The sequence below is a fragment of the Sinomicrobium halophytocola genome (assembly GCF_052983395.1).
This window is the reverse complement of the sequence record NZ_JBRKIT010000038.1, coordinates 21,374-44,406: the sequence shown is the minus strand read 5'-3', so window position 1 is coordinate 44,406 and position 23,033 is coordinate 21,374. Positions and strand designations below refer to the sequence as shown.

General features: G+C 43.5%; 20 protein-coding genes. 14 read left to right on the top strand and 6 right to left on the bottom strand.

The features are described from left to right. Positions 1-87 precede the first annotated feature (87 nt). From ACVBDY_RS16505 to ACVBDY_RS16495, 3 genes are all read right to left on the bottom strand, one after another. Positions 88-528: a 3D domain-containing protein gene (locus ACVBDY_RS16505; RefSeq protein WP_447176563.1), complete on the bottom strand. Its 441-nt coding sequence runs from the start codon at positions 526-528 to the stop codon at positions 88-90. A gap of 485 nt (positions 529-1,013) precedes the next feature. After that, positions 1,014-1,226: a helix-turn-helix domain-containing protein gene (locus ACVBDY_RS16500; RefSeq protein ID WP_447176562.1), complete on the bottom strand. Its 213-nt coding sequence runs from the start codon at positions 1,224-1,226 to the stop codon at positions 1,014-1,016. A gap of 3 nt (positions 1,227-1,229) precedes the next feature. Then, entirely contained in the window at positions 1,230-1,751 is a 522-nt protein-coding gene (locus ACVBDY_RS16495) for a DUF2975 domain-containing protein (RefSeq protein ID WP_447176561.1), read from the bottom strand. A gap of 391 nt (positions 1,752-2,142) precedes the next feature. Between ACVBDY_RS16495 and ACVBDY_RS16490 the strand changes: the two genes are divergently transcribed. Both ACVBDY_RS16490 and ACVBDY_RS16485 read left to right on the top strand, forming a co-directional pair. Further along, complete coding sequence (locus ACVBDY_RS16490; RefSeq protein ID WP_447176560.1) at positions 2,143-2,517, top strand: glycosyl-4,4'-diaponeurosporenoate acyltransferase CrtO family protein; 375 nt, start codon at positions 2,143-2,145, stop codon at positions 2,515-2,517. A gap of 555 nt (positions 2,518-3,072) precedes the next feature. Then, complete coding sequence (locus ACVBDY_RS16485; RefSeq protein WP_447176559.1) at positions 3,073-3,663, top strand: hypothetical protein; 591 nt, start codon at positions 3,073-3,075, stop codon at positions 3,661-3,663. A 200-nt stretch (positions 3,664-3,863) separates the two neighbouring features. Here the strand turns inward: ACVBDY_RS16485 and ACVBDY_RS16480 are convergent, their stop codons facing one another. Then, positions 3,864-4,220 carry a winged helix-turn-helix transcriptional regulator gene (locus tag ACVBDY_RS16480; RefSeq protein ID WP_447176558.1) on the bottom strand — a complete coding sequence of 119 codons (357 nt, stop codon included), beginning with the start codon at positions 4,218-4,220 and terminating at the stop codon, positions 3,864-3,866. A gap of 109 nt (positions 4,221-4,329) precedes the next feature. Between ACVBDY_RS16480 and ACVBDY_RS16475 the strand changes: the two genes are divergently transcribed. From ACVBDY_RS16475 to ACVBDY_RS16455, 5 genes are all read left to right on the top strand, one after another. Next, complete coding sequence (locus ACVBDY_RS16475) at positions 4,330-5,076, top strand: SDR family NAD(P)-dependent oxidoreductase (protein WP_447176557.1); 747 nt, start codon at positions 4,330-4,332, stop codon at positions 5,074-5,076. A 242-nt stretch (positions 5,077-5,318) separates the two neighbouring features. Then, positions 5,319-8,972: an amino acid adenylation domain-containing protein gene (locus ACVBDY_RS16470; protein ID WP_447176556.1), complete on the top strand. Its 3,654-nt coding sequence runs from the start codon at positions 5,319-5,321 to the stop codon at positions 8,970-8,972. 28 nt (positions 8,973-9,000) lie between these two features. Continuing rightward, complete coding sequence (locus ACVBDY_RS16465; RefSeq protein WP_447176555.1) at positions 9,001-9,972, top strand: NAD(P)-dependent alcohol dehydrogenase; 972 nt, start codon at positions 9,001-9,003, stop codon at positions 9,970-9,972. Between the two features lie 101 nt (positions 9,973-10,073). Continuing rightward, positions 10,074-10,526, top strand: a complete 453-nt coding sequence (locus ACVBDY_RS16460; RefSeq protein ID WP_447176554.1) for a VOC family protein — start codon at positions 10,074-10,076, stop codon at positions 10,524-10,526. A 149-nt stretch (positions 10,527-10,675) separates the two neighbouring features. Beyond that, positions 10,676-11,110: an EthD family reductase gene (locus tag ACVBDY_RS16455; protein ID WP_447176553.1), complete on the top strand. Its 435-nt coding sequence runs from the start codon at positions 10,676-10,678 to the stop codon at positions 11,108-11,110. A gap of 40 nt (positions 11,111-11,150) precedes the next feature. Here the strand turns inward: ACVBDY_RS16455 and ACVBDY_RS16450 are convergent, their stop codons facing one another. Then, complete coding sequence (locus tag ACVBDY_RS16450; protein WP_447176552.1) at positions 11,151-11,636, bottom strand: monoheme cytochrome C; 486 nt, start codon at positions 11,634-11,636, stop codon at positions 11,151-11,153. A 119-nt stretch (positions 11,637-11,755) separates the two neighbouring features. After that, the gene (locus ACVBDY_RS16445) at positions 11,756-12,976 is read right to left on the bottom strand and encodes a sulfite oxidase (protein ID WP_447176551.1); all 1,221 of its coding nucleotides are present in this window, start codon (positions 12,974-12,976) and stop codon (positions 11,756-11,758) included. A 630-nt stretch (positions 12,977-13,606) separates the two neighbouring features. Between ACVBDY_RS16445 and ACVBDY_RS16440 the strand changes: the two genes are divergently transcribed. The 7 genes from ACVBDY_RS16440 (at position 13,607) to ACVBDY_RS16410 (ending at position 22,995) form a co-directional block, all read left to right on the top strand. After that, positions 13,607-15,781, top strand: coding sequence for a prolyl oligopeptidase family serine peptidase (locus ACVBDY_RS16440; RefSeq protein WP_447176550.1), 2,175 nt, complete (start codon positions 13,607-13,609; stop codon positions 15,779-15,781). A 262-nt stretch (positions 15,782-16,043) separates the two neighbouring features. Beyond that, on the top strand, positions 16,044-16,790 hold the full coding sequence (locus ACVBDY_RS16435; protein ID WP_447176549.1) for a dienelactone hydrolase family protein: 747 nt from the start codon (positions 16,044-16,046) through the stop codon (positions 16,788-16,790). A gap of 139 nt (positions 16,791-16,929) precedes the next feature. Continuing rightward, entirely contained in the window at positions 16,930-17,352 is a 423-nt protein-coding gene (locus ACVBDY_RS16430) for a VOC family protein (RefSeq protein WP_447176548.1), read from the top strand. A 126-nt stretch (positions 17,353-17,478) separates the two neighbouring features. Beyond that, positions 17,479-18,111, top strand: coding sequence for a class I SAM-dependent methyltransferase (locus ACVBDY_RS16425; RefSeq protein ID WP_447176547.1), 633 nt, complete (start codon positions 17,479-17,481; stop codon positions 18,109-18,111). 286 nt (positions 18,112-18,397) lie between these two features. Further along, the gene (locus tag ACVBDY_RS16420; protein ID WP_447176546.1) at positions 18,398-19,114 is read left to right on the top strand and encodes a DNA alkylation repair protein; all 717 of its coding nucleotides are present in this window, start codon (positions 18,398-18,400) and stop codon (positions 19,112-19,114) included. Positions 19,115-19,369: 255 nt separating this feature from the next. Continuing rightward, entirely contained in the window at positions 19,370-21,247 is a 1,878-nt protein-coding gene (locus ACVBDY_RS16415; RefSeq protein WP_447176545.1) for a M1 family metallopeptidase, read from the top strand. Between the two features lie 221 nt (positions 21,248-21,468). Further along, positions 21,469-22,995, top strand: a complete 1,527-nt coding sequence (locus tag ACVBDY_RS16410) for a carbon-nitrogen hydrolase family protein (RefSeq protein WP_447176544.1) — start codon at positions 21,469-21,471, stop codon at positions 22,993-22,995. Positions 22,996-23,033: the final 38 nt, after the last annotated feature.

Here is a 23,033-nt window from a genome sequence, read left to right as displayed (position 1 = left end):
ATTCCCAACCGGTCCTCGCCAGAGCCCCTGCCCTGCGGGTTTGTGACTCAGCCGGGCAACACATCCCCCGCCATGGTACCCCTTCTCTTAATGGTTAGGGGTAAAGGTGATGGTCACTTTTCGTCTTCCCCATTGGCGGGCGGCTTTTACATCCTGCCCCATATAGATGTCTATTTTTTTCTTCCAGCGTTTGTTCATCTTGTCTTTCACTACATAAACGCCGTCCAGGCCTTCAATTTTAACTTCTGTATTGTGGTCAAGGCCCATCTTTATCAAATCACGGGAAACAGCAATCGATTTCATCCCCGGCTTTAACTTATCACCCCAGGCGGTTAACGCAGGGGCCCTTGTTTTAGTTTGGTTCTTAACAGAATTATAGGCCATGGCCGTAACCTCCAGGGTAATGCTTTGTTGGGGAGCCTTATTATTCGCGAAACCGGAAAGGACAAGTACGATTCCAAAACCAACTAAGCGTGATAAAAATTTTGAGCGGTATTTTTTATAAAGAAGTTTTATCGTTGTACCCATGTATTTTTAACGGCTTACTATTTGGTTTATTTTCCTTTTCGTAAAAATCGGGTAAAGGTTTTCCCCGTTCTGAAGTGTTGCAGGCTCTGAATGTCTCTGACTTCGCCGTCCACAGCACATCCATGACAGGCCAAGGTATCAAAGCTCCTCTATGAAGGGCATACAACACTATATTCCGGAGCATTAGCCTCATTTTTCGCGACTTTATAATTTACCAGGTCTTCGCAGCAATACATGGCGTAAGAGTTGTGAAATGCCCATAGCCAAAAATTCGGATACCTCCCGAAATCTTTCGGTACGATATGATAATCCAGGTATTACTCATTACATTTTGATTTCATATGATGATGTTCATGAAACCTCACGCAGTGGTTTAGCCTAACTAACCTTCGATTGCCATCTGACCTTTGAAAAACAAACAAATATTAACAGATGAAACATTGGTGTGTGTGTGTTGTAGGCAAGCTGAAAAAAAAGCTGGTTTTTTAACTTTCATCTTCTTGGAATTCCAAAATATCACCAGGTTGACATTCTAAAATTTGACAAATGGAATTTAGCGTACTAAAACGAACCGCCTTTGCTTTTCCCGTTTTTAAAATTGACAGATTTGACAAGGTAACACCCACTTGTTCTGACAACGCATTCAAAGACATTTTTCGTTTTGCCATCATAACATCTAAATTAACAACTATCGCCATACCTTAAATTGTTAATTCGTTTTCTGACTGAATTTCGACACCACGTTTATAAAATAAACCGATAATAAATATCACACCTGCCATAAAGAGAAATTCTTCGGCTGACCAATCGAAATCTAAAGAAACATTTTGACTTTCTAACCATTTGCTAAAGCCTGTTCCTATTAAAGCAATACATCCCACAAGAAGAGAGAAATAACTGATTTTGCTTATCAATTCAGAAACATTTTGACTAAACGGCATTTGTTCTTCAAATTTGGAGAATAGCTTGATTACCAAGAAAAAAATAAAAGCCTGTACAGCTAATAGAAATAACATAAAAACTACAAACGCTACATAAACACCCGGACTAAAATTGTGAATATCCGTAAGGTCGAGACCCAAATATAAATCTTTGGCAGCCTCTTGGTAAACTAAGAGACTAACAATAAACGAAATAAGAATTGCACCCGCTTTGATACATATTCCGATGAAAATTATCCAAGAAACAACTTTCATTGATTTTAAAATTTGATTTGTTTTCATATCTGACTTATTGAATGATGACGCAAATATCAATAATAATTTATTGATAAACAATATTTATTTTACTTTTTTCACTAAAAAATAAAAGACAGCGTATTCGGCTCTTTGAAGTTTCGTATGTTCTGCAATGTCTCGGTCTTTTTTGCTTTTTATGGAGCGCTGCGGTGTTACAGGATCTCATATATAAAATGAAGCGTATCCTAAAAATCATGTAACCCCCTGTAAATATGAAAACTACACTACATTCACGTCTTTTGACAACAAAAAGAGGAATTGTGTATATTTATATGATACTACAATTTGAAAATAACTTATGATTAAATATTTGATATTCAGTATTTCAATATCATTTATATCCTGGATAATCGGAATGATTTTTAATAGTATTCTTATGAAAACAGAATACTACAAAAAATTGTCAAATCTGAACTTTATTACCAATAAAAATATTGGGATTGAATACTTTAAACGGATTGTAAAAAATACCTTTTTCAAGTTCTTCAATCAGAAAATCAAGCTGAAAAATAAAAAAACGGATTTGAGCGAAATACGAAAAGAAATGACAATTGCCGAAATAAGCCATTTAATCGGATTTATATTCGTGACTGTTATTGCCTTATATAAGAGTATTTCGCAGAGCTATGTATTCGGGTTAACCATAATGATTGTAAATATTTTAATGAATTTATATCCTGTATTATTACAACAGGAAAATAAAAGACGAATTGACAAGCTGATTAAAAAGACAAATAAAAACTACAACTAAACAATACTAACCGTTGCACAAGCACATAAATTTTAAAGCATGCAATCCGCTCTCCGAAGTGCCGTATGTTTTGCGAATGTCTCTGACTTCGCAGTCAATGACAGGCCAATACATTATAATTCGCCGGTAAAAACCACCTTTAAATTTTCAATATTAAAAAACGTCCGTTATATGTGGAATTAATCAAAGAAAATGTCAAGACCCTGGATAGAACAAAAGCCTGTCACCTTAGATTGAAATACTACGAATCCAGGAGCAGGGTTCCCGCAATAGCTACTCCTTATACTAAAATTAAGATCATAATAAAACAAGTTCCGGACACAGACTCACTCCCAACGGAAACTTTGAGGAACTACCTGTAAAAAAAGAAGAAATCTCTAAACAAAATACGTTAATGCAAACCTCAACGGTTAACAAAAATCAAGTACTTTACAATTATCAAGGGCAAAGCTTCAGAAGAGGGCAACAAATGGAGTTTGTGAAACTATATGAAACAAATATGGACTACGATCTTACCGAAAATGAGAATTTTAACTATATCCCATTAAATTAATTATGAACCGATTAGTATTTGTCCCGTTTATAGTGTTACTTCTCTCCTGTTCAAACAGCGATGATGACAACCCTGTTGATCCCGTGGACCTGTTAGAAAATAACACTTTTGTGTATGACAACACTTATGAGATCTCCCAGGTAAAACATTTTGTAGGGCCAGGGGGCGAAGAAGTTGAAGGAGATGCCACAGTCTTCCTGAAAAAGGAATGGAGCTTTTATAAAGACCCCGGGGTACTGGAAATCAATTTCGAGGAAGATTCCATCCGGATTCGTACGGAACCTACGGTATATAGCTATAGATATGAGGTGGAAAAAAGTGAATTATTCGTATACCAGGAGGACAAGAAAGTATTAATCGGACAAGTACAGGACGATAATAAGGAATTGTACTTGTTTAAAAAATACCTTGCCTACCTTATTGTTACAGATAAAGACAATAATGAAGTCGTATATGAAAAAAGTAATGATTTTGGAATAATTACGGAAGAAGATATCTTTCCTGTTGTTATTGATGCACCTTCAGATTTAATTCAGGAAGAAGAATATGTCTTCTGGAGTACAATGCGTTATAAGTTTATTCCGGAACAATAGTTTTTCTTATGGGTGGAATAGTATGGTTGTTTTTTTGGTTATACACAAACGTAAAAAGACAGTGAGCCTGACAATTTAAGCGGACTTTGTGCCCAACTTCAAAGGTAATTCTTCTATCACCTTTTTCGGTTAGACAGTCCTTTGCTGACTTTAGAAAAAAATAATCACGACAGACAGCCGCTCAGACTTACCGGCAACGACTAGTTTTCAATGATTTTTTTTCGATGTGCAATTCCCCATTCCGCAAGGTTGTCAATTATAGTTTTTAGCGTTAGACCGTGTTCCGTAAGCTGATACTGAACAGTTACAGGTTGTGTGTCTAAAACGGTTCGTTTTATCAACTTGTTTATTTCAAGTTCCTTTAGTTCTTTGCTCAACATTCTGTTGGAAATTCCGGCCACATCATTCAAAATATCCGAAAATCGCCTTTTGTTGTAAAAGCAAATAGACGAAATAATTGATATTTTCCATTTTCCACTCAGCACATCCATTGAATCCTGGACGGCTCTCATTTCTTTGTTGTGTTCCTGCCCCAAATCTTTTGTCTGACACTTCATAATGTTACTTTGTTACACCAATGTTACTGTTATTTTAAGAAACAAAGTTACTAAAAATAACCTATCGCAATTACCTTTGTTCCACTAAACAAAAAAGAAATTTTCAAAAATGGATTTTACAAACAAAAATGTAGTCATTACAGGTGGTAGCACAGGCATTGGATTTGCAACCGCAAAAGCATTTATCGACACAGGAGCAAGCGTTTGGATAACAAGCAGAAGTGCCGAAAATCTGCAGAAAGCAGCGGCAAAAATCAACAGTCCGAAATTAAAAACGGTAGTTTCAGACACTTCTGATTTAGCAGGAATTGCAGTTTTGGAAAAAGCAGTCGCAAAAAGCGGAAACAAAGTGGACATTCTCTTTCTAAACGCAGGCATTGCCCTGTTTACACCAATTGAGCAAGTAACAGAACTAGACTTTGACGCACAATTCAACACTAATGTAAAAGGCTATTTCTTTACATTGCAAAAACTTATTCCACATTTGGCAAACGGAGCATCAGTGCTCTTCACTTCATCAACTGTTGCAACAACATCTCAAATGTATGGAAGTGTGTATTCTGCAACCAAAGGTGCAGTAAATAAAATCGCCCAGGTTGCTGCAAACGAACTGGCAGACAGAAAAATCAGAGTGAACATCGTAAGTCCCGGACCTACACAAACCGAAGGTTTTGACAAAGCCGTTCCTGATGATGAAGTTAAAAAACAATTTGCTACAACCACGGCTTTGCAAAGACTGGGAAATCCCGATGAAATTGCAAAAGCGGTGTTGTTCCTGACTTCCGACAACGCAAGTTTTATTACAGGAACAGAATTATTGGTAGATGGTGGTTATATCGGCTACGCACTGAAATAACTTGGAGATTGTTCAGACAAAAGCCACAGAAACAAATTATCTGTGGCTTTTGCTTTTTCAGTAACCGAAAAAACTGCAACTTTAAACCTGGAACTATTAAACGTGGTAATTATAATTTTGAGATGCTTTGCCCCGCCAAGAACAACCCTTTAACACAAGGTTAAAAAAATTAACTACCTTGCATTTACGACACAAAAAAGAAAGGTATATAAGTTGACCCCTTTTTTTTAAAACCCCTACTTATGGAAAAAAAATGTAATGAAAATATCGGCAGCAGCAATCGGCAAAATACCCAAACGCAACTGCGGACAAAACGATTGCCAAACAAACAACAGTACGATAATGCAACGGAAACCATCTCCGGGCTGATCGCACAGAAAGCGCAGTCGCATCCGGAGCGAACGGCGATTATCGATGGAAAGCTCACAATAAACTTCAGGCACCTGACGGATCGGGCGAACGCTATAGCAGGAGAACTGATGACACGCAACGTCCCGGCAGGATCGCTCGTCGGTGTATGTATGCCCCGTAACTGGGAACTGGTTGCAACTTTGCTGGGTGTATTACGGGCAGGCTGTGCCTATGTGCCGCTCGATCCCGCTTATCCACGGGAACGGGTACGCTATATGCTGGAGCATTCCCGTGCGATAGCTGCCATTGTCGACGATGCGAACTGCGCGGAACTCTGTAAAGGCGTACAGGAGCTGATATGGCTTGATAAGGTCAAGCCACAAACAGCGAGCCAACCGGCCGGGCCGTCCGCGAACGATCTCGCTTATGTAATCTATACTTCCGGCTCCACAGGACAACCCAAAGGAGTCGCTATCGAGCATCGAAATGTGGTTGCGATGACCCAGGCGATGAGCAGTTTATTAGATGCTAAAGACCTGGAGGGCATGCTGGCCGCGACCTCGGTCTGTTTTGACCCCTCAGTTATGGAAATCCTGGGAACTTTAGCACTGGGAGGAACAGTGGTCCTGGCAAAAAACATGCTCGACTTACCGGCCTTATCTTCAGCGAACCTGGTAAAGAGTTGTGTTGTAGTTCCATCTGCAATACAGGCGTTACTGTCTTCCGGATGGGTACCTCGTGGCATCCGCTGTATTGTTTTTGGTAGTGAAGCACTTAAGCAACCACTGGTAGAAAAACTGTTTGCTCTGGAAACAGGGGCCCGGGTGTTCAACGCATATGGACCTACCGAAGATACGGTATTCTCGACGGCGGTTGAGATATTTAACGATACGCAAAACATTACTATCGGGAAATCTGTCGCAAACTCCCGTTCTTATATACTTGATGATGATATGAACCCGGTGCCCGATGGTATGGAGGGCGAACTGTTTTTAGCGGGAAACAAGCTTGCACGCGGGTACTTATATGACGAAGTGCGTACCGCAGAGCGATTTATAACAATGAAACCGACCAGCGCAATCCCCGAGGTACGGCTGTACAGAACAGGTGATCTTTGCCGAAGGAATGAAAACGGAGAAATCGAATTTTTAGGACGTGTAGACCAACAGGTCAAGGTCAGGGGCTTCCGGATCGAATTAGAAGAGATTGAAGCTGCACTGGAATCCATGCCCGGTATCACTACTGCAGCGGCAGCGGCCGTAGACGGTGGTATAGGACAGAAAATGCTAGTAGCATATGTAGTGAGTCCGCATGAAGCTGTAACAGGTGAGAACGCGAAGGCATATTTAGCCCAAAGATTGCCAAAGTATATGGTTCCTCAAGTCGTGATACCTCTTAAGGAACTGCCGCTTTTACCCAACGGAAAGCTCGACCGCAATAAGCTAAAATACCTGAAAAGACCAGGCCAGCCCGAACAGGAGCAACAGGCCACTGATGTAAACTCCGGGCCCGGACTCCATGCCAACGGACAGGCACAAAACCCGGCAGGTCACAGCACCGGCCGGCAGGTAGCCATACTGTCGGTAATACAGAAAGAGGTTTTCGCTCTTCTGAATCTTAATGATTCCGAACAAATACTGCCGGACGATTCATTCGATAGCCTGGGACTTGACTCACTGTCCAGCCTGGAGCTGAGTGTCCGGCTTTCAAAAATATTTGGTCTGACGCTTTCCGGAACCGTTGCTATCGAGTATTCTACTCCTATAGCGCTGACCCATCATATTCTAAAACTGACGGACAGTGGCACAGCTAATGCTCCGGGGGAGCATACATGTAAAGTAGCATCGGACACGCTCGGGACTTTTCAGGAACGTATCCGGTCCAGCCACCCCACGTTTCAGGCTGCAAAAGCATCCTCCTGGTCTGCTAATGACAAGAGTAAACTTGTACAGGAAGTGCTGCGTATGGTGAACAGCCTCGATAGAAATCCGTACAGTAAGGTACTCCGTACAGGGAGTGCTACCAAAGGTACCGTAACCGACGCGTACCATGATGAAGAACAGGAAGCCATTATATGGACGACCAACCTGTACCTCGGTTTGAACCGTGATAAAGAAGTGATTGAGGAAGCCTCTAAAGCCCTGCAACAATTCGGGAGCGGGATGGGGACCTCTGCAGCAGCTTCCGGGATGACGGATCTCCATTTAGAATTTGAAAAAGAGTTTGCCGAGCTGGTAGGAAAGCCCGGCGCCTGCCTGTTCCCTACGGGCTATACTGCCAATGTTGGCGCTGTAGCGGGACTCCTGGGTAAAAATGATGTCGTCATTATTGACCAGCTCTGCCACGCATCCATCGTTGACGGTGCCCGTCTGTGTGGTGCTACGATCAGAACATTTCAACATAACAGCTCCTCCGACCTGGAAGCAGTTCTGAAGTCGGAAGTATCCCCTTACCGTACTGTACTGGTTGTTCTTGAAGGTGTTTACAGTATGGGGGAGGGTGCCGCGCCGGTTGCAGAAATTGTGCGCACCGCAAAAGCATATGATGCGCTTGTGCTGGTAGACGAGGCCCATTCATTCGGTTTTTACGGGGAACGTGGGGCAGGTATTTGCGCTGCCCAGGGTATCACCGAAGAGGTAGATTTCATTATGACCACACTTAGTAAAGCGCTTGGTAGTCTCGGGGGAGTAGTTGCTGCCCGGAAGGAACATATAGATCTTTTGAAGTCATCTTCGAGAGCCTATATTTTTCAGGCTTCCGTTAGCCCTGCAGATATGGCTGCAGCACTTACCGCTTTGCGCCGGCTGCGTTCAGACGACCAACTGCAGGAGCGACTTTGGGATACGACCCGGTACATGCGCCGGCGATTCATCGAAGCAGGTTATGACCTGGGTACGGGAGACGGTCCTATCATTACGCCGCATTTTAGTGATAAGGATAAACTATACGCCATAGTGCAGGGCATGTACAAGCGCGGCGTTCAAACATCAGCGGTTACCTATCCCATTGTGGAGAGTGGAAGAGGTCGTCTCAGGCTTATATGCTCGTCTGCCCATACACGGGAAGATGTCGATAAGACGCTCGATGCGCTTATCGCAGCAGAACGTGAAGTCGATGAGGGTCAGCAGTTGGCAAGTTTCCGGACTGCTGACTCAGAAGAACTGGCTACCATGCAGTCTGACGTGGAGAAGTGGAGGAATGACTTCGCTGCTTACCTGAAAGCATCGATAGCCGGAAAAGCCACTCATCAGACTCCCAACCTTGTTGTGGCTATCCGTATTCCCGATCGTGAAAAGCCGATGACCATAGTCATCCATGAGCGGGAGGTTACACCAGGTACTGAAGAGATACCAGATTCTCCTATGTGTTCCCTGCTTCTTAAAAATAACCGGGCGGTCGCTGCTTTGCAGGCATCAAACGTCCAGGAGCTGCTTCATTGTATTAGCAAAGGCACTTGCGTGTTAAGCGGTCAGGTAGAACCATTTATCTGGCTCATTGCCCGAATGGTCGAAAAACAACAAGCCGTTGTGGAAAAACACGCTTAAACGGATTAAACAAAGTTCAATCAATCTAATGAAAGCGTTTGTATTCGAAAAATATGGTTTACCCAATGTACTTCAACTCAAAGAAGTAGTTAATCCGGTTCCTAAAGCCAATGAAGTTTTAGTAAGGGTTCACTCAGCATCCATAAATGACTGGGATTGGGGATTAGTCAGGGGTAAACCATTTATTATCCGAATGTTGTACGGCTTGAAAAAACCTAAAATCAATATTCCCGGAGTCGATATATCCGGAAAGATTGAAGCTGTGGGAGAAAATGTAAAAAAGTTAAATCCTGGCGATGAAGTTTATGCAGACTTATCGGAGTCTGGGTTTGGCGGATTTGCCGAATATGTTTGTGTTCCTGAACATAGCTTGTCGAAAAAACCTTCAAATCTATCTTTTAACGAAGCAGCGGCTCTACCACACGCTGCATTGTTATCCTTGCAAGGGCTTATGGACATGGGAAAAATCAAATCCGGACAGAATATCTTAATTAATGGTGCTGGCGGCGGAGTGGGAACTCTTGGAATTCAAATCGCCAAATTGTACGATACAAAAGTGAGCGGTGTTGATAGTAAGGAGAAATTGACGATAATGCGCTCATTGGGATATGACACGGTTATAGACTATAAAAAAGAGGACTTCACAAAAAACGGCCATAAGTATGATCTTATACTTGATACTAAAACCAACAGGTCAACAATCAAATACGCCAGATGCCTGCAAAAAAATGGCATTTACATCACGGTAGGGGGTACTATGTACCGACTTTTTCAAATATTTTTATTAGGCTCTCTAATTTCTGTTTTTAGTAATAAGAAGTTAAAAGTTCTCAGCCTTAAACCAAATAAGAATTTAGCCTATATCACTCAGCTTGCTGAAAACGGCAAAATTAAGCCATTAATTGATGGCCCCTATGGCTTTGAAGAAATACCCAAACTTATTCAACATTTCGGAGAAGGCAAGCATCGGGGAAAAATTGTCGTTGAAATAATAAAATAGCGAACGCTCTACATTTTATAGCCTGAATATGTGTGACTTAAAACATCAAAAACGCATATACGGAAACTTTACTGAATAAAATATGATTAATAAATACAACTATGACAAAAAGTAAATTACTGCAAATGCATAATGTCGGAATCGTTGTAGAATCCCTTGACAACGCCATTTCGTTTTTCACAGCACTAGGTTTGCAACTCGAAGGACGAGCGACTGTCGAAGGGGAATGGTCCGGTAGGGTTACCGGACTGGATTCCCAACAAGTAGAAATCGCCATGATGGTTACGCCTGATGGACATAGTCGGCTTGAACTTACAAGATTTTTAAATCCAGCAACAATTTCAGATCACAGAAACGCACCTGTTAACTCCCTCGGTTATTTACGAATAATGTTCACGGTTGAAAATATTGACGAAATGGTATCTAAGCTAACCAAACAAGGTGCTCAACTCGTTGGAGATGTGGTGCAGTATGAGGACACATACCGACTCTGTTACATTCGTGGAGTCGAAGGGCTCCTGATCGGACTGGCGGAAGAAATTGGTAATGAATAAAAGTTAGAAATACCGACCACATCATTCAATATGTCGGTTGATTTGAAACAGAAAATCATATCTTTATTAGGCCAACGATCATAGAAGTTTTCCCTGTAGTTAGTTGTAATTATGTATATTCATGAACCGACAATCAAAACCAATTTATTATGAAAACGAAAATTAAATTCCTCTCCCTCATCTTATCTTTTATGGTTTTAATAAGCTGCGGAACGAATGAAGTCAAACATTCAACCAACCCTGAAATCGGAACATATAAAGTAGCCATTCTATATCCGAATGGAGAGAACAAAACATTTGACATGGATTATTACGAAAAGAAGCATATGCCTATGATGGCCGAACTTTTAGGGGATAATTTAAAGTTTTATGAAATTGACAAGGGGATAGCCGGCAGGACAGATGGTGATAAAGTGAGTTTTGTCACTATGGGTTATTTTTACATCGACGATGTTGATGAATACAATAAAGTGATTGCCCAAAATATGGATGCCATTCGCAGCGATATACCGAAATACACAAATATTCAGCCGATAATACAAATAAATGAAATCAAACAATGGAAGTCCAATCACATAAAATAAGAAACGGTCCCGGGACCTCATCCTATCGCCGGGCCACCACTTATTTAAGTTTATACCAATTAATATTATCAAGTCCCTGACGACGCCCCTTCTTATGAGGGGGGTAGTTTTGAACCAGGTAATCAATTATGATGTCTTCATTCGCTCCGAGATCCCAAAGGTTTTGGGTTTCCTGCATCCATCGAATCGTTGCGATCCATCGTTCTTTAGTCATCCTGTTTTGAGTGATCAGTTTAGCGGAATGGCAGTTGGTACAGTTATTGACCACCGTCATCAGGCCCTCGGCCTCGACAAGACCGGTACGCACATGGATACCGTTTTCTGTCTTGTTGTAATCATCTTCCTGAACAGTAACATTCGCCTCATAACCATTTTCCCGGGGTGCGAATACCCTGAAAAAGGAAAGCGCCGGGTCTATCATAACATAAACCAAAACACCGGCCACACTCATCACACCGATAAATGCGATACTTACGAGCCTTGTGATCTTCTTTACCTCTTCTCTGAACCTATCCCCGTTATTCATCTGTTCTTTTTATTTGTTTTTTCATAGGTCATCCCGATGGTTATCGGGAGGAATGCCCGAAGAGCATTTTCGTCCCGAAAGCTTTCGGGAGGTTTGACAATTTGTTAATGGGCATTTCATCAGACAATTTTTACAGCGATGCGATGACAGGCATTGTTCAGATATCCTTTTGGGTTCCATCCCGGTACGACCATAGGCTGGCTCTGCCCTGAAGCATCCGTAGCCTTTGCCCATACTTCGTAATAACCGGTTTCAGGAAAATCAATACGCGCAGAAAACTGTTGCCATGCCAAACGATTGACGGGTTTTTGGAGCTTTGCTTTTTTCCACGTCGCCCCGAAATCAATAGAGTATTCCATGGCAACAACCTCGAGTTCCCCGGCCCAGGCATGTCCACGGATATCTAATGGCTTCCCCTGCTCCAGGACAGCTCCCGATTTAGGGTATGTGATCAATGATTTCACCGGCATGGATTCTATGATACACATATTTTCCTCATTTACTTTAGCTCCCGGTTCAACAGGCTCACAAGGTACCCGGTAGGCGTCCCCCGTCATTTTTGCCCCGTCATGTACCTTGTCACGGATACTTATCCTCCGTATCCATTTTCCCGAAACGGAAGCGGGCCATCCCCCCGCTACCAGCCGTACCGGGAAACCATGTACCAGGGGAATATCTTCTCCGTTCATTTTAAAGGCCAGCAGCGTTTCTTCCTGGTAGGCCTTTTGTAAGGGCATTCCGCGGGAAATGGGTTCTTTGTCCGGATCACCGCTTAAATGGGTGTCCGCAGAATGATAGCCGATATAAACGGCATTGTCTTTAACCCCTACATCTTCAAGGATGTCTTTCATACGGACACCTGTCCACCTGGCACACGATACTGCACCTACCTTCCATTGATTTCCTTTGGCCGGCGGATCAAATTCATAACGGCCGTTTCCTCCGCATTCCAATACCAGCTGGTAGGTATAATGCCTGAACTTTGACTTTAATTCCCGAAGCGTATAGGTTTTTGAATTGACAATGGCCTCCCCGTCAAAACTGACTGACCATGTCTCCTCATCGATATTTTCCGGGACTATACCATTGTTACGGACAAACATATACTTATTAGGCGTAACCGCATCGTCAATTAAGTGCGCTTTCGATTCTATGTTCCAGGGTTTATCGTTAAGTACTTCCATTTCCCTGTCCTTTTCAAACATCTTAAAAGGGTCAGGGTCCTGCAGCCCCAGAAGTTCGTAACCTTCGGGTAAGGTAGTACCGAATACGATGTCTGCCCCCAATAAGGCAGAAAGAGAGATAAGGGTCCCCTTTTTCACAAAATGGCGTCGCTTCATAATGTACAGTAGTTATGTTGGATATAGCACCCGGATAGAGTTGTAGTATTTGAATGAAAAATCATCATTTCACTAGTGACAGAATAACTCTACCCGGATTCTGAACTCAAAAATACTGATTCCCTTAGGTCAGGCCAACATTTTATAAAAATTAAATATTCAAATCATCACACTTTTGATCATCGTATGCTCTTGTATACCGCAAGCAACCTTATTTAAAATGATCAAAATCGGAAAGTATTGAGCGATTTAGTGATAAATGGGATTTTATAAACCAAACCACTACCTGACAACATTACGGTTTTATGTAAAAACTCCTTTTCATAAGCATGTAATACTTCGGAGGAATCCCCGAATGCGGGTCAATTTTTAAGCTGCCAGTTCCATGCCGTTATAAAAATAAATTTATAGCACATATGATACTATCGTGTCCTCCAACTGCTCATCGTTTGAGCCAGGCGGAAACCAGGTGCCATCGTAAAAAAGAATTCGTAATACTCCAGAGAGGCACGTGTTATTAACGAGCTTTAAAAACACAAGAAAATAAACAACCCCAAATGTTCTCCTCCTTCGCTTTCCACAAAAAACCGTATTTTTAAAAATCAATACAATCCATTATCAAAAAGCAATATGAAATCAAAGCTCTTTATCCTGCTGTGTTCCCCTATCTTCCTGGTACATTGTACAAAAAACAAACCTGGTATTACCGCCCCGGTAAAAGAAGTATCGGAAACCCTATACGGTATGGAGGTTACGGACCCTTACCGCTATATGGAAAACCCGGAGGACAGTACAGTGATACAGTGGTATAAAGCCCAGGAAATCCGTACACGGAATATCCTCGGAACTATCCCGGGAAATACGGCTCTGCAGGAAAAGATCAACGGCGCCGCAAAGCCCGGTTCGTTTACTGTGTCTGATTTAAAGGTAACAGATAACGACTACTATTTTTACCTGAAAAAAACACCGGAAACCAAGGTAGCCCGGCTCTATTACCGCAAAGGGTTTGACGGCAGTGAAAACGAATTATTTGATCCCACGGAATACAAGTCTGAAGCACAAGGTACCTGCCTGATAAACTATATCAAACCGAATTGGGATGGTTCCAGAATCGTTATCGGTCTAACCCGGAATGACGAAGAGTTTGCCGACCTGTTGGCTTTGGAGGTCCGATCAGGGAGAAAGATACTTGAAGTACATGGCCATAATTCTCCCACCAATTTCGGAGGGGTACAATGGCTTCCCGACAGTTCGGGTTTTATATACACCTATGTTCCCGTTACCGATACCAAATCTGATAATTACCTGTTAAATACCGGGGCGGTAGTCTACAGACCCGGGCAGGACCCCACAGATCCGCAATACATTCTTTCGGCAAAACACCATCCGGCTCTGAATATTGACGCCGCAGACTTTCCCATGGTTTATTATACTAACCCAAAGAACAGGTATGCTTTGGGAATTATAGCCGGGGGAGGGAAATACCGGGATCTGTATTATACCGAAGTTGCCCGTTTATCCGGGAAGGAGAAAGTGACGTGGACTCCTTTGTTTCATGAAGAAGATATGACACGAAAGTATCTCCTGAAAGACAACGAGTTGTATTTTTTATCCGTTAAAAATGCCCCGCACGGCAAAATCTGTAAAACTATCCTGGGCGATACGAATGTCGGAGATATAGAAACCCTGGTAGAAGCTGATACCACGGCCATTATAACGGATTATGCCGTAACCAAAAACGAACTGTTCTACGTAAAAACTAAAAATGGTGTAGAAGCTCGCCTATACCGGACAAAAGAAGGTTCGGACGAAGAAATTGCCCTCCCGAAACCCTCGGGCAGCATTAACCTGGATGCCAAAGGAACAGCATACGATGAACTGTGGATAGAAGTCGAAGGCTGGACTAACAACAAGACACGCTACCGCTATAACAACACCAATGGTACATTTACGGCGGAAAACCTCTCCCCGGTGGTGACTTACCCCGAGCTGAAAGATGTTGTGGTTGAAGAAATTGAAATTCCATCGCATGACGGGGTAATGGTTCCCTTATCTATAATTTATAAAAAAGACCTGGTGAAAAACGGTAAAAACAGAATGCTCATTAACGGGTATGGCGCTTTCCGATGGTCCAATTCGCCTTATTTATACCCGTATTTGTTGCATTGGGTAAGCGAAGGAGGGGTATACGCCGTAGCCCATATCCGTGGCGGCGGAGAAAAAGGCGATGCCTGGCATAAAGCTGGCTTTAAAGCTACAAAATCCAACACCTGGAAAGATTTTATCGCCTGCACGGAATACCTGATTGACGAAGGCTATACCTCTCGCGAAAAAACAGCAGCCTGGGGAGCCAGCGGTGGCGGGATCAACATAGCACGGGCCATTACCGAGCGTCCTGACTTATTCGCAGCTGCAGTGATAAGAGTGGGCGTCATCAACACCCTGCGCTCCGAATTTGCCCACAACGGCCCCAATATTGCCAGGGAACTGGGAACGGTTAAGGATTCTGTAGAGTTTAAGGCCCTCCTGGAAATGGATGCCTGTCACCACGTAAAGGATGGTGTAAAATACCCAGCCGTATTACTAACCGCCGGTATGAACGACGCCCGTGTCCCCGCATGGCACTCGGGCAAATTTGCCGCACACCTGCTAGCCGCAACTGCCTCGGACAGACCAGTACTGCTTTCCATAGATTTTGAAGGCGGCCATGGTTTTGATGCAAGTAAAGGCAAAAAAAATGCAGAACTGGCCAATATCCTTTCCTTTTTATTCTGGCAAACAGGACATGAGGATTATCAGAAATAATGAAGGTCACATTCCTCCCGGTCCTCGTTTGAGCACAGTGAAACCAGAACCTCTCGTAAAACCCTTTTTAACGTTTTTGATTTCCGGTTTCAGCCATTTTGAATTACATTTAACTGTAATTAAAGCCCTCTGGGCATTCCGACAATTATCGGGACAAGAGACATATATCGGATCGGATACCATGAAAAAACATTTCGTCGCATCCCGATTATTATCGGGACGGAGCATTTTAACCCTCACGTAATAAGCAAAATACAGAACCATGAAAAAATCACTCCTAATTATATTTTCCGCAATGATGCTCACAAATTTAGGTCATGCACAAAACCTCAACCCTGTTGCTTACAAAGACGGGGATCAGCAATTAAACGGACTGGTAACCTCCAACACCGGTAAAGACTTACCGGGGGTTTTAATTCTCCCGGCCTGGAAAGGTATTGACGATGAAGCCAGAACAGCAGCCCTGGAACTGGAAACAGAAGGATACATCGCTTTTATAGCCGATATTTACGGCGAAGGGAATATCCCAGCGGACAATGCGTCGGCATCTGAAACGGCCGGGTATTACAAGACCAATTACAAAGCCTACCAGCACCGGATATCGCTGGCCCTGGACCAATTGAAAAAAGCCGGGGCCGATGCCGGGAAGATCGTGGTGATCGGCTATTGCTTCGGCGGGACCGGCGCCCTGGAAGTGATGAGAGCAGGGCTTCCCGTAGAGGGCGTAGTGAGCATTCACGGGGGACTGGGCAAGGATGAAAGCCGGCCCAACGGGGAGATCAAAACCAAGGTGCTCATCGAAAACCCGGCAGAAGACAAAGGCGTAACCCCCGAAATATACGATGCCCTGGTCAGGGAATTAAAAGAGGGGAAAGCCGACTGGCAGATCATTACCTATGCCAACAGCGGCCATACCTTTACCAACCCGCAATCTCCCGAATACAATGAGGTCATGGCCAAAAGAGCCTGGCAACATACCTTGATGTTCCTTGAGGAATTATTGAAATAAATTCGGAAGTTCATTCCGGTCCGGGCTGGGATATAGCGATTTTGGGGGCGGGCCCTTCGATATCCCGATTATCGGGATCAGGACAGGCTTTGGGGGTAATAGACTCAAAAACTACAGGTTACTTTGAAAAATATTCCGAATGAAACAATCCATAGTTCACATTGCATTAGTCGTAAGAGATTATGACGAAGCAATTGATTTTTATACGAAAAAACTGAATTTCGATCTGATTGAAGATACGTATCAACCCGAACAGGATAAGAGATGGGTTGTAATAGCGCCTCCCCATTCAACAGGAACGACCATTTTGCTCGCCAGGGCATCAAAACCAGGGCAAGAGGATTTTATAGGAAATCAAGCCGGAGGCAGAGTATTTCTGTTCTTAAACTCGGATGACTTTTGGCGAGACTATAATGAAATGAAATCCAGGGGGATTGAATTTGTCAGAGAACCTAAAAAGGCAGATTATGGAACAGTCGCCGTATTTAAGGATTTGTATGGTAATTTATGGGACTTACTCCAATTAAATTCCGGACATCCGATGGCTAAAAGGATAAAATGAATCAAAAACCAACTACAAATCGTATAAAAATAATTGCTTATTTTGGGCTTAACGTAAGCATGTTACAATTTTGTTACGCCTGATCTTTCTATAAAAAACCCATGCACATAAAATAACAGAAAAAAAATGACAGAATTTTGGGAATCCAGTTTCAGGGATAAAGAAACCATGTGGGGATTCGAACCTGCCGATGCCGCAATTTCAACCGTTGACCTGTTTCAGAATAAGGGCTTAAAAGAAATATTGATCCCGGGATTCGGATACGGTAGAAATGCAAAAATATTTACGGACCACGGATTTGATGTTACCGGGATTGAAATTTCGGAAACGGCGATCCACCTGGCAAAAAAACACTATGGAGACACCGTAAAAGTATATCACGGCAGTGTTGGCGATATGCCATTTGACCAAAAAACATATGACGGTATTTTCTGTTATGCTTTAATCCACTTGTTAAATGAAAAAGAACGGGCTAAGCTGATCAAGGATTGTTACAACCAACTGAGACCTGGCGGATACATGGTATTTGTAGCCATATCTAAAAACACCCTCACTTACGGGGAAGGAACTGCAGTAAGCAAAAACCGGTTTGAAACCAGGCACGGGGTTAAACTCTTCTATTATGACCGGGAATCGGTAGATGAGGAGTTTGGCAGTTACGGTCTTCTCGAAGCTAAAGAGATAAATGAACCGGCAAAAAATACGGAGAACAAATCCTCACAAAGATTCTGGGAAATAATCTGTAAAAAACAGAAGTAAGAGCATGTTTAAAAAGGATTGATTGTAGCGAAAAACACCCTTGCGCCGGCTGGCTCGTTCGCTAAAATAACCCACAGGGTTATTTTATACGCTCCGCCCTGTTCCATATGAAGGCTTTTTTGAGCTGCATAGCCGTAGCTATGGGGCGAGAAAAAGACAGGACCAAACGTTAAGAAAACAGCCAGTGGCTGTTTTTAGTGAAGGGGCCAGGTGGCGCATTGGCAACAAAAAGGGCATTTTTTAGCCAATTGAATTCTTTTTAAACATGCTCTAAGCATTCCTCACCATGAAAGAAAAACGGGTACGCGAAATCCGCCAGGCATTAAAAAATAGTTCGGACAGTAAGACACGTGAATTTTCAAATCGTTTTTTTAAACAAGGAGAGGAGGCATTGGTTTATGGTGTAAAAACGGCAGAAGTCCGCAAGATAGCAAAGGAGTCCTACAAACAGCTAAAAACACATTCAAAACAGGAAATTTTTGATATTTGCGAAGAACTGTGGAAATCGAAATATCTTGAAGAAGCTATTATTGCCTGTAAATTTTCAGAATCCCTGCATAAGAAATACGAACCGTCTGACTTTAAAATTTTCGAACATTGGGTAAATGATTATGTAAATAATTGGGCGGATTGCGACACGCTATGCACCCATACGATAGGCATGTTTGTCATGAAGTATCCGCAATATATCGACGAATTAAAGAAATGGGCAAAATCATCCGGACGATGGGTTAAAAGAGCTTCTGCCGTATCCTTAATTATGCCCGCCCGAAAGGGAATGTTTACCGGGGAAATTTTTGAGATTGCCGATCTGCTTCTTTCAGATAAAGACGATCTGGTACAAAAAGGGTATGGCTGGATGCTGAAAGCAGCAAGTGAAGCTCACCAAACGGAGGTTTTCAATTATGTGATGTCTAAAAAAACTGTAATGCCTCGTACAGCATTGCGCTACGCGATTGAAAAAATGCCGAAGGAATTAAAAGTCGAAGCTATGAAAAAGTAAACCCTATATTTAAGATATTCTCACTAATAGCCCCTTGTCCCTGGTTTGAACACAACAGAAAGAAGGCTTTATCGAGACCAAGTGTTTGTAAGCGGAACTATTGTCTTTTTATGCACGATTCCCTTCTTTTGTGTGCTTGGCATGATGTATATTTGACAAACATACCAATTTGTCGGATCGTCTTTAATCCGGTTTTTCAAAAATGTATGTTTTAGAGAAGGAACTAACAAAATTCATTAAAAATTCACACGCAGCATGTTTCAAAAATCACTATTTACCGTGTTGCTGTTGGTGTCCGCAATGGCACTACAGGCACAGGAACTGTATCATCCGCGCGATGTAAAAAAAGCCTATGAAAACCACACCCGGGGCAAAGACGGGAAACCCGGTCCCGGTTATTGGCAGAACAAAGGGGTCTATACCATAGACGTCATTGTAAGCCCGCCGGACAGGAAAGTTACGGGCAAGGAAACCATTGTGTACACCAACAATAGCCCCGATACCTTAAAAACCCTGAACTTTAAACTATTCCTCAACCAGCATAAGCCGGGAGCGGTCCGTTTGGGACAGGCTTCGGAAGACTACCTTACCTCCGGAATGCATATCGATGCCTATACCGAAAACGGCGTGGAGCGGGAATGGAAGGACAAAAACGACGGCACCAACAAAATGATAGAACTGGCCACGCCCCTGGCACCGAATGCCAGCATTACCCTGGGCATTGACTGGCATTTCGACGTATCCGTACAAAGCGGGAGAGAAGGGGCCATTGACGAGACTACTTTCTTCCTCGCCTATTTCTTCCCCAGGGTAGCTGTCTATGACGATTACCGAGGATGGGATACTATGATCTTTAACGGATCGCAGGAGTTCTACAACGATTTTAATGATTATACCTTTTCCGTAACCGTGCCTGCCAACTATATCGTTTGGGCCACGGGAGACCTGCAAAACCCAGGCGAAGTGCTGCAACCGCATTACGCGGAGCTCCTGGAACAATCCATGACATCGGACGAGGTATTGCATATCGCAACCAAAGAAGATCTCGAAGGCCATAAGGTAACCAAGCAAAACCCCAACAATACCTGGAAGTGGAAGGCAGACCGTATTACGGATATCGCCATCGCCATCAGCGATCATTACCTGTGGGATGCCGGCAGTGTTGTAGTAGACAAGGCTACCGGGCGCCGGGCCAGTGTGCAGGCAGCCTATGACGAACCTTCGGAAGATTTTAAGGAGATGGTCAACTACGGCAAGCATGCGATGGACTGGTTCTCCAAGAACTACCCGGGCGTGCCCTACCCCTATTCCAAATCCACCATCGTTCGCGGTTTTGCCGATATGGAATACCCGATGATGGTCAACGACAGTTCGTTCCCGGAAGCGGAATTTGCGCGTTTTGTGGTAGAACACGAGATCGCACATACCTATTTTCCGTTCTATATGGGTATTAACGAAACCCGTTTCGGTTTTATGGATGAAGGCTGGGCCACTGCCCTGGAATTCCTTATCGGGACCAATGACCTGGGCAAAGAAAAAGCCGTAGAAAACTTTAAAAAATTCCGTGTGTCAAGCTGGGCCGGCAATGCCGACATGGAATATGACCTGCCCGTCATTACGCCTCTCAATGCGCTGAATGGCATATCCATAAGGGCCAATGCCTATGGTAAAGCAGCCATCGGGTACCTGGCCATGAAGGAATACCTGGGTGATGCCCTGTTCAGTAAAGCCCTGAAAGGCTACATGGACAGGTGGAACGGTAAACACCCCATACCCTGGGATTTCTTCTATTCATTTAATGATATTGCTGGCAAAGACCTCAATTGGTTCTGGGATCGCTGGTACTTCAGCAATAATCATATAGACATCGCCATAACCGACGCCTCTTACAAAAAAAACACCCTGGCCATAACCCTCCTAAACAAAGGAGGCATGCCGGCTCCCGTAACCATTATACTTACAGATAAAGACGGAAAAACGCAGGAATTTCACCAAACCCCCGCCATCTGGGAACCCAACCCGGACAGTGCGGTGGTTACGCTTAAAAACGTGAAAAACATTACAGGCATCAGCCTGGACGGCGGTATTTTTATGGATGCCGATACTTCTAACGACAATTATATTGTTGATTAGTTATAGCGAGGGAGTAAGACACCTCCAGGTGGCTGAGTGCCTCGGCGCTGCCGGGGTGTACCGAAGCCACCGGGCCGGCATAGAAATGCTTCACGACACAGCGCTCTGATCCTGACGAACAGTGCAGTCATTCGGAGGAAAACTGCATTAATACCCCGCTTTATTCGTAAATTAAGCCCCGTGTTGAACAACTTCACGATAACCTTTTAAAGACAGGAATAATGCACAGCGAAACGGATAAAATAGAACTGGAATACCTGAAAATCCAAGACTATGCCGAGATCAAGGAAGCCATGGTTTTGGCTTACCATTCCATGCCGGACGATTACTGGACAAAACCCCAGATAAAGGCCCTGCTCGACAAGTTTCCGCAAGGTCAGGTGGTTATTAAGGTCAATGGCCAGATCGCGGGCTGTGCATTGGCTATCATCGTACATTATACCCATTTCGAAGGCACCCATACTTTTGATGAAGTAACCGGTAACAGCACCTTCGATACGCATTCCGATAACGGCGATATGCTTTATGGTATAGATATATTTATCAAGCCGGAATTCCGGGGGCTGCGATTGGGCAGAAGGTTATATGATTACCGCAAGGAACTGTGCGAGAAACTAAACCTCAAAGGCATTGTCTTTGGCGGAAGGATACCGAATTACCACAAATACGCCGACACCTTAAGCCCTAAGGAGTATATTGAAAAAGTTCGGAGAAAAGAAATTCACGACCCGGTACTGAATTTCCAGATGTCCAACGATTTTCACCCTGCACGCATCCTCAAAGGCTACCTGGATGGCGACAAGGCTTCCCAGGAATTCGCTGTTTTGCTGGAATGGGACAATATTTACTACGAAAAACCGACCCGGAAAGCCGCGACCCAAAAAAGTGTGGTCCGCCTGGGGCTGGTACAGTGGCAGATGCGACCCTATAAAAATGTGGAGTCCCTGCTGCAACAATCCGAATATTTTGTAGATACCCTGTCCGGATACCGCGCCGATTTTGCCCTTTTCCCGGAGTTTTTCAATGCGCCGCTAATGGCCCAGTTCAACCACCTCTCGGAGCCGGAAGCCATTCGCGAACTGGCCAAATATACCGACAAGGTAATAGAGGAATTCTCCAAACTATCCATATCGTACAACATCAATATTGTTGCCGGAAGCATGCCCGAGATTAAAGATGAAAATCTGTATAATGTAGGTTATCTGTGCAAAAGGGACGGCACTATAGAACGCTATGAAAAAATACACGTCACCCCGGACGAAGCAAAAGTATGGGGTATGCAGGGCGGAAAGGGACTTAAGGTTTTTGATACCGACTGCGGAAAAATAGGTATCCTTATATGCTATGACGCCGAATTCCCCGAACTCAGCCGGCTGCTTGCCGATGAAGGCATGGATATCCTTTTTGTGCCATTTTTAACCGACACCCAGAACGGGTATTCCCGGGTAAGGCATTGCGCACAGGCCAGGGCTATTGAAAACGAATGTTACGTGGCCATTGCAGGCAGTGTGGGCAACCTGCCCAATGTACATAATATGGACATGCAGTTTGCGCAATCCATGGTGTTTACCCCCTGTGATTTTGCCTTCCCTAGCAATGGCATTAAAGCAGAAGCCACCCCCAACACCGAAATGATATTACTGGCCGATGTAGACCTGGGCCTGCTCCGCGAACTGCACGAGTTCGGAAGCGTAAAAAACCTGAAGGACCGGAGGACGGATATTTTCGAGTTGCGAAAGAGGAGTTAACCTCATACTCAATCCGTTTGCAAAGAATAACTTAAAAC